General features: G+C 45.8%; 3 protein-coding genes. All 3 read right to left on the reverse strand.

Annotation, left to right across the window (positions count from 1 at the left end; genetic code table 11):
* Window positions 1-377: 377 nt before the first annotated feature.
* The 3 genes from LC653_RS44530 to LC653_RS44540 all read right to left on the reverse strand — a co-directional run bounded on the left by LC653_RS44530 (window position 378) and on the right by LC653_RS44540 (window position 4,779).
* The gene (locus LC653_RS44530) at window positions 378-1,250 is read right to left on the reverse strand and encodes a bile acid:sodium symporter family protein (RefSeq protein ID WP_229501633.1); all 873 of its coding nucleotides are present in this window, start codon (window positions 1,248-1,250) and stop codon (window positions 378-380) included.
* Window positions 1,251-1,406: 156 nt separating this feature from the next.
* Window positions 1,407-3,773: an arylsulfatase gene (locus LC653_RS44535; protein ID WP_229501634.1), complete on the reverse strand. Its 2,367-nt coding sequence runs from the start codon at window positions 3,771-3,773 to the stop codon at window positions 1,407-1,409.
* Entirely contained in the window at window positions 3,763-4,779 is a 1,017-nt protein-coding gene (locus LC653_RS44540) for a formylglycine-generating enzyme family protein (protein ID WP_229501635.1), read from the reverse strand. Before LC653_RS44540 ends, LC653_RS44535 begins: the two co-directional genes overlap by 11 nt.
* Window positions 4,780-5,241: the final 462 nt, after the last annotated feature.

Consider the following 5,241-nt stretch of genomic DNA (forward strand, 5'->3'; position numbering starts at 1 on the left):
TTGGTGGGTCAGACTTGGCAATCAACGCCTCACTGACATCGAATGAGAGTTATCTTAGGAAACCTAAGACCTAACCTTAATAGGCTCATAGCCATTTAGGGTTAGAACGAATCGCACGCGCCCTGTTTCCAGCTTCGCCTTCCAGAAATCGAGTCTGGTTAGCGTGGGCAGATAAGGAGTCACACCAGAGTCGGGAGATTTGACATCAAAGGGCGGTTGGCGCAAGCCTGCCGTCTAACGGCGAGTCTATGAATGTAGAATCCCCGTCGCTAAAGCGCGGGGAGTGTCAAAGCGCCTCTTCTGTGAAAGTGCGATCGCCATATCTTCTTTTGCTTATTCATTCCGCATTTATGCAACGCCGAATGCGTGAATTTGTATTACACCTCTACCTGTTTTATCTCTACATACGTTGCTTGGTCTATTTCTGTAAACTTTGGCCCAGCAATGAGAACTATAACCATCATTAATATACTCGTCACCATGATGATGCTTACCACGCCGGGATCGTCAAAATTGCTCGTACCGACTAATAATGCTGCGGCAAAATTGCGTTGAGCTGTTCCGACTCCTAGCAATCGTTGGGTATCAATACCAGGCCCACCCAAAAGATAACCGACGCTAAACGAGAAAATAATAAATACCGCACAAACAAAGATTGCACCTGTTTTTAATAAGCCGATGATATCGTTGGTGTGAATTAACAGTCTGACTACTAGACCTAAAAGTAATCCAGTATTAGATAATTTGAATAAAATAGGCTGGATAGTGGGAGCGATCGCAGCAAATTTGGCTTTGATGAATAGTCCAATCACCAATGGGCTAACCATCATCAATAACAAAGGTTTGGCAATTTCCCAGGAGTTGATTTGCACACCTTCCACCACTAAGGGCAATACAATCGGCATATAGAAGATTGTGCCCAGCATGAGCAACATCATGAGTCCCACAGAAAAAGCTACATTGCCCTTGACTATCTGAGCAAGTTTTGGTAAAGCTGGTGGGCCTGACGCTACCGCCATGATCAGTAAACCATCTCTGAGTGGTTCACTTAGATGTACTACTTGCAGTAGTAGATAGACAAACAGTGGCACCAACACAAAATTTGTCAGCAGAGACAATATGACGAGCCTGGGGTTGCGGAGTGGTTCCCAAATCTGTTGTACTGTTAGACCTAAACCTGCACCCAACATAGTGAAAACAATGAATGTGAAGAGTGCGAGTTTGTCGATTACTGCCAAGATTTCATTCATGATTTTAATGGGGATTGGGGACTGGGGATCGGGGATTAGGGATTGGGGATTAGGAGTGTGCAAGGGGTGGGAAGAGTGAAAGGGTGGAAAGCTTTTTTATAATCTCCCCACACTCCCTCATCTCCCCAGTCCCCAATCCCCAGTCCCCATTACCCATTACTTCAACTCAAGGCTGACTTGTTGTAAGTTACCAGTAAAAGCAAAGGGTACTTGGTAGGTGTCAACGACGGGAGTACCTGTGTCTCTCCCGACATCAAAGGTTTCGTCTAGGGCTAAACGGTAAGCGATGGTTTTTTCAACGCGTCCTTCGGCTACCTGTTGATCGTTGATGAATAGTTTGCCGGTTCCGCCTGCACCTACAGCGCCGCCGTCATAATCAAAGTTGAACCGGAGTGTAGATTTACCGGAGGGCAATTTTTCCGGGGATTGGATGATGTAGCGGACAGCATTGGCATAGTTGTAGGCATAGGTAGGCTTGCCATCCTCCAGGAAAAAGCTCCAACCAGCAAAGCGGCCGCCTTGAGTTAAGAGGATACCCTCTGCCCCACTTTCGGGAATTTCTACATTAGCTGTGATGCTGAAGGATCTATTTTTCAGGTCTGGGGCGCTACCTTCTGGGATGCCAACTGCACCAGGATAGTAACTAAAGGTGGTACGTCCGGCGGTGAGACTGGGGCGAGTTTTGACATCAAACCGTTCTAGGGCGCGATCGTCTAATGGTAATACTTTGTGCTTGCGGGCTTCCTTTAAAAACAACTTTTGCAGTTTTTCTAGTTTGTCTGGGTTTTCTGCTGCTAGGTTGTTCGCTTCGCTGAAATCTTCTGCAATGTTATATAGTTCCCACGGATCTGTATCAAAATCACCTTTTACAGTCCGTTCCCAAGGTAAGCGACCATGACGAGCCGCCGCTACCCATCCTTGATCGTAAATGGCTCGGTTGCCTAGCATCTCGAAATACTGAGTTTGACGATGGGAGGGAGTATCAGGATGATCAAAGGTATAAACCAGGCTAGTACCTTCAATTGGTTGCTGTTTGACACCATTAACTTCTTTGGGGGCGGTAATTCCCGCAACTTCTAAAATGGTGGGAGCAATATCAATTACATGATGGAATTGGCTGCGGATACTACCTTGGTCTTTAATACCTTCGCCCCAAGAAATTACCAATGGGTTACGAGTTCCGCCAAAGTGAGAGGCGATTTGCTTTGTCCATTGGAAAGGAGTGTTGACTGCCCAGGCCCAAGCCGCAGGAAAATGGTTGAATGTCTTGGGGCTACCCAAGTCATCATAGGAAGCTAGCAGTTGTGGCAAATTTTCGGGTACACCGTTGAAAAATTTCAACTCATTGACGGTACCTATTAAACCACCTTCTGCACTAGCACCGTTGTCTCCCACAACATAGATGACAAGGGTGTTATCTAGTTCACCGAGTTGGGCAACAGCATCAATTAACCGTCCAATTTCATAATCTGTATGACCTAAAAATCCGGCAAATACTTCTGCCATGTGAGCAGAGAGTTTCTTTTGCTCTGCTGAGAGGGAATCCCAAGCTGGTAGTTCTTGGGGACGGGGAGTAAGTTGGGCATTGGCAGGAATTACACCCAGTTGTTTTTGACGCGCAAAGATTTCTTCGCGTAATTTATCCCACCCTTGGTCAAATTTGCCTTTGTACTTGTCAATCCACGCTTTGGGGGCGTGGTGGGGTGCGTGGGTGGCTCCAGTAGCCAGATAGGTGAAAAAGGGTTTCTCTGGAGCAATGGATTGTTGGTTACGAATCCAGGCGATCGCATGGTCTACTAGGTCAGGAGTCAGGTGATAATCTGGCTTGTTGGCTGGTTTGTCTATTCGCTTGGTATTCTCTACTAAGGCAGGACTCCATTGGTTAGTGTCACCACCAAGAAAACCGTAAAAATACTCAAATCCTAACCCTGTAGGCCAACGATCAAAAGGCCCGGCAGCGCTGGTTTCATAGTCTGGGGTGTTGTGCCATTTACCGAAAGCCGCCGTATTATAGCCATTTTGTCGCAGCACTTCGGCGACGGTGGCAGCACTCTTAGGCAAAATCGCTGTGTAGCCAGGATAACCTGTAGCTAACTCTTCAACTACCCCTGTATTGACTGAATGGTGATTGCGTCCAGTTAACAAAGCTGCCCTGGTAGGTGAACACAGGGCTGTGGTATGGAATTGGTTGTAGCGTAATCCTCTTTGGGCTAGGTGCGTCAAATTCGGAGTTTCCACTGAACCGCCAAATGTACTGGCTTGTCCAAAACCTACATCATCTAAGATCACTAGCAAGACGTTGGGGGCTTTAGCTGGGGCGGTGATTGGTTGAGGAAAATCTGGTTGTGAATCTTTGTAGGTGATACCGATTTTGCCCTTGAACTCTGGTAGAGGAACGGGTAAAACCTTGGATGTGGCTGCTAGGGCGGGGTTATTGACCATCAACAAAGTGATGAGCAAAGATAAAGCGATCGCCTTTGCGATTTCTGAAAACAAATTCCAGGGCTTGTGTTCAAACTTCATTCTTCATCCTTTCTGTAGTCAGGTTTTTAACTAAGCGAAATCCGATATGGGTAGTTCCTGTATCGGGGGCTTGAGATTCTCGCGCTGCTGGGCGGAAGCGGCTGCAATAGTTGATAGCACAAAGATAAGAGCCTCCTTTGATCGTGTGTAGGGCACTTTCTGTGGGTTTGTTGGGGTCATAACTTTGTTCTGGGCCTGTGGGATTTACACTGTGGGTTTTGTGGTTGTGTCCTGGCCTAAACCAATCGGAAGTCAATTCCCAGACATTACCCGTGATGTCGTACAGACCATAACCATTGGGTGGAAAGGAACCAACTGGGGCAACACCTACATAACCATCGTTTTTGGTGTTGAAAAAGGGAAAGATTCCTTGCCAGGTGTTGGCTTTTTTCTCCGAGTACTGATCGCCCCAGGCATAAGTTGCACCGTCTAACCCACCACGGGCAGCGTATTCCCACTGGGCTTCGGTGGGTAGTGATTTTCCTGCCCATTGGGCATAAGCTGCGGCATCTTCGTAGGCAATGTGAACGACTGGATAGTTTTCTTGACCAGCGATGGCACTTTCGGGCCCAAAGGGATGTTGCCAATTTGCCCCAGTCTGCCAATGCCACCAACTCAACAGCTTTGCTCCTGGTTTTGCCATCTCAAACACCACCGAACCTGGTAATCTCTGCTCATCTGGCAAGTCGGGAAACTGTTCCTTGGGTAAAGCCCTCTCTGCAAGTGTCACATACCCTGTTGCTTTGACAAATGCTGCAAACTGTGTATTTGTCACCTCATATTTATCGATACAAAAGGAACTAACTGTTACTTCTTGGCCCGAGAGTTCTTCTATCAAACCAGAATTATCTGATCCCATCGTGAATGTCCCTGCTGGAATCATTGCCATTTCTTGTGGACAGGGATTTACGGTAACGGCAAAGGCAGGAGGAATGATTAACAAGAGTACGATCGCTACTCCCGTAATCAACAACAATCTTAAAAAAGTTTTCCCTGACTTAGACATTCTGAAAACTACCCCCTCGGTAGGCTGATCGCTTTTTATCAACAAGATGCAAAGTTACTCAAAGTGGTGTTTAATGCTAATAAAAGTAAGTCAAAATTCAAACTTAATTTTGCTAAAATACTTACTATCTAAAGCTTACAGAGAATTGATAAGCTCATTAAAAATCGAGATATATTAACCTTTAATAAAAATAATTTAGTTAATTTTCTCTCTAATACTTGGTCTGAACTGTGTTTAAAAACTTTAGTTGCTCCAAAACCACTGTAGACCGATAAGTATACCGTATTAAGCGCAATAGTGAAATGGGTTTAAAAATTCCTGTTCGGCAATATTTCTATATAGCAACCGTCTAGCCCATTAGGACATAGACTATAAGTATTATCATGACCGACTCTCGCCTGATTTACTATGGCTAAACCTTACAGTTACGATTTCCGCTCTTATGGTGATCCAATCCATCGA

The organism is Nostoc mirabile CHAB5784, assembly GCF_020829645.1.
GTDB lineage: Bacteria > Cyanobacteriota > Cyanobacteriia > Cyanobacteriales > Nostocaceae > Nostoc > Nostoc mirabile.